Below are 3587 nucleotides of genomic sequence, written 5' to 3' on the forward strand. Positions count from 1 at the left end.
CCGGACTGTCAGTGGCCGAACTGACCCAACCGGGCCAGCCTGCCCAGCGGATTTCCCTGCCGCGGCGAAGCCTGCGGGACTGCCTGGCCGAGGAACTGCGGCGTCTGGATCCCGACGAAGTGTTCGGTCTCACGCTGGGAGCGCTTGATTTGCTGCGGGACTGGGAAGAGGCCTCACTGCTGGCGCTGGTCTGAAGGGCGCTGGCTTAAAAGGTGTGTCCCCGTCGTTCATTACGACGGGGACACATCTTTGTGGAAAGGGCGGCTAGCACCAGAGAGCTTTGGGTCCTGGGCGGCGATGAGCTCGTGGGCCTCGGCTTCGGTGTCCACGCTCGGCATGGAGCCCGGCAGCGGGCGGCCGGGCGGATTCACGAAGGAAATAGATGGCGATCGCCCCAATGACCGACGTCCCCATCAGGTAATAGGCCGGGGCCATGTCGTCGCCGGTGGCCGCGATCAGGCCCTGGACCAGGAATGGAGTTGTCCCGCCGAAGATCGCCACAGAGAAGTTGTAGGCGATGCCCATGCTGCTGTAGCGGCTTGAGGTGGGGAACAGCGCCGGAAGTGCTGACGCGAGGTTGGCCACATAGAACGTCACGGGGAAGGCGACCAGGGACAGCCCCGCCTGCATTCTCTCCACTCCGCGCTTCCTATCACTGACCTCGAACACTGCTGCCCGGCGAAGCTACTGCTGGGAGGACGGTCGCATCCCGGGTGGGGCGGGCTACCGCATCGTCTCTCCTCCGAGAGCCCATGCGCAGTCACCTATTGCCGGGCTATTGTCCGGCTCTAACGGGCTCGCGCCGCTCACTTGCTGGGCCGCTTGAAGCGGCACACAGTGTTAAGCCGCCGGGCGGCGCCTGGTGACCCGAGCGCCGCCGCGGCAGCATGCGGAAAGATGTACCCGACATGGGAACAACTCGTCCGCACAGCAGCGCTGACCAACATCACTCCACAAGAAATTCTCCACGCACCAACACGATGGTTTCAACCCAGCTTCGCACGCTGCGCCAGCGCAGTGTGGGCCGAACAACTCAGGAGAAACTACTCCCCCGCAATCGTCCGAGCCACAGTTTCGGCTCACCCGGCAAATCCGTCCCGGGAATCACAGATCGACGGCTATCAGACAGCAATGCTTCAACTGGCGGAACCCATTCTTAGCCACATCAGGAGAGGAGGACCCAGCCGGGAAGCTGACCTGAAACTGGTCTCAAAGATCAGATAATGAGCGCGGCCCGTTATCGGGGTTGATTAGGGGACAGCTTGTGAAAAAGTCGAGTATCAGACGCTAAGACTCGCGGCCACGAGCGCAACCTCCTGTCGGGCACTACGTTTTCGGCGTTGGCCAGCATTTCCGCCCGATTTTTGCACCGTGCAGTCCCGGTGTCAGTGGGAGAAGTTTGCTGAGATTTCGGCGAGGGTGCGCCCCTTCGTCTCAGGCGCGAGCCATTGCGAGAGGACTGCGCCGAGTAATGCGACGGCAGCGGCTACGACCATGGTTGCGCCCATGCCGATGTTGCTGATCGCCCATGGCAGGGCAAAGGTGCCGAGTGCGGCTCCGATGCGGCTGAAGGCCGCGGCGAAGCCAGTGCCGATGCCGCGCAGGTGGCCGGGGAATACCTCGGCCGGATAGACCTGGGTCATCGTGGTGTAGCCGGCATTGAAGTAGGAGAAGGCGAGAAACAGGACGAGCACGAGGATCGCTGGTGCGTTCCCCCAGACTCCGATGATCAGCAGGATACCTGCGCAGAGCCACTGCCCGGGCACGGTGAGGATTCGGCGGCCGAGCTTGTCAATCAGAAGTACGCTGGTGACAACCCCCGCGACCGCAAGTGCGGACAGGCCGACTCCACCGGCCCAACCGCCGCCGAAGCCGAATTGGTTGAGCACCTCGTCGGCGAAGGTCGCGATCGCGAAGTACGGAGTGACTGCGCAGAACCAAAAACCTGAAGTGAAGAGGGTGGTGCGCCAGTACTGCCTCGAGAACAGCATTCCGAAGGAGGCGCCCTTGATTTTGGTCCCACTCTGCGCGGCTTGGGCCTCCTGGATCATCCTCAAATCGATCTCTTCGGTGATGCTGGTGTGCATCTGGGACGATTCGACGTATTTACGTGCGATCGCGAGTGCTTCCTCACGCCGTCCCTTCGTAATGAGCCAGCTCGGCGATTCGGGGAGGCCCAAGCGGGCGAGGAACAGGACGAATGCGAGTATCGCGCAGGTGCCGAGTACAAGGCGCCATGGGGTGCCGGCGTCGTGCAGGAGCGTGCCGACGATGAATGCCATCATGAAACCGACGTACCAGGCGATCAGAGTCAGCCCGAGCAATCGCCCGCGGAGCTTTGGAGGGGAGAACTCTGATAGCAATGGCCCACCGATTGAGTACTCGCCGCCGATCGCGACGCCCATGAAGAACCGGATGATGGCCAGCTGGATCACGGCCCCGTCTCCGGAGGTTACGAAGAACTGGGCCGCTGAGACGACCAGGAACAGGCCCATGTCCACGAGGAACATGGGCTTGCGTCCGAACTTGTCAGTAGCCCAACCGGCCAGGGGGGAGCCGACGAAGATACCAGCCAGCGGGCCTGCAGCGATCATGCCCAGAGATAGTGCGTCGAGCTGGAGATCTGACCGCATGGATCCGGCGACGGGGCCGATGATTCCGAGGATGTAACCGTCGAGGAACATCCCGCCGATGAAGACAGTGACAAGCCGCACCATGAAGCGGCGTTTGAACTGGGAGCTGGTCTCTTTTGATATGGAGGTGTCGACGGAGTCGGGTCTTTCGCTACGTTTATCGGCGCTGACGTCACGTGTGCTTGTCATGAAAGTGTTCCCTTTACTGAGTGTTGCGGATGCCTCAGTTTTTGCCTCGACTGACCGGTCCTGGGCTGGCAGGTTCGGTTCGTCAAGACAGGTGGTGCAGTTCCCTGGGAGCGAGGTTCAAAGAGTGGCATTGGTGCATAAAGCACTTCTCTAAGGTTCAGGGACTGATCGCGAAACCGCTGGGGCACCGCTTCGATTTGTTCCGTATGGAGCAATGAGCTTCGCAATGAACAACAGAGTGAAGCACGTCACGGATATTGTCAAGGACTCTTTCCGCAGCCTGCTCCACCCTTGACTTTCGCGCCTGAACGCGCTTCTACCTGGCGGCCTACGACAGGTTTGAACGGCTTCTGGCAACGCATGAAGTACCGGATAATCTCTAATCAACAGGGTTCGGCCTATGCAACGGAGTGCGTCGGCTCAGAGTAGCTCAGGAGGTGTGCCTACCCGTTTGGGTAGGCGTAACCGCCCGATCATGGCATAGCGCCCAACTGGGCTTGGAGGGGAGAATGGAGGGCAGCATCTTTGGACGACGTCGGCGCCGCTGGGGGCGGTGCTTCGAATGGTCCGAGATCGCACATATTCTCCCTTGCCGCCCAGCCCGGTCATCCTCGGCCGCCCGGCAACAGCTTTTCCCCCAAAGGAGTTCCGTGTCTTCAAATCCGATTCGTGTTGCCATTGTCGGCGTGGGTAACTGCGCTGCTTCCCTGGTGCAGGGTGTCCACTACTACCGGGATGCCGACCCCCAGGCAACGATCCCGGGTC

Annotated in this window: 2 protein-coding genes and 2 pseudogenes; 2 read left to right on the forward strand and 2 right to left on the reverse strand. The window is 61.3% G+C overall.

Translation table 11 applies throughout. The features are described 5' to 3' along the window. On the forward strand, positions 1-194 hold a 194-nt coding region (locus tag LQ144_RS22735; protein ID WP_230121508.1), incomplete at its 5' end, for an OpcA/G6PD domain-containing protein. 36 nt (positions 195-230) lie between these two features. Here LQ144_RS22735 and LQ144_RS22740 read toward each other — a convergent pair. Continuing rightward, positions 231-624, reverse strand: a pseudogene (locus LQ144_RS22740) (MFS transporter); the annotation flags it as partial. Positions 625-1385: 761 nt separating this feature from the next. After that, positions 1386-2822: an MFS transporter gene (locus tag LQ144_RS22745; protein WP_230121509.1), complete on the reverse strand. Its 1437-nt coding sequence runs from the start codon at positions 2820-2822 to the stop codon at positions 1386-1388. Positions 2823-3472: 650 nt separating this feature from the next. Here LQ144_RS22745 and LQ144_RS22750 point away from each other — a divergent pair. Then, positions 3473-3587 (forward strand): annotated as a pseudogene (locus LQ144_RS22750) (inositol-3-phosphate synthase); the annotation flags it as partial.

This window comes from Arthrobacter sp. Bi83 (assembly GCF_918698095.1).
Lineage (GTDB): Bacteria > Actinomycetota > Actinomycetes > Actinomycetales > Micrococcaceae > Arthrobacter.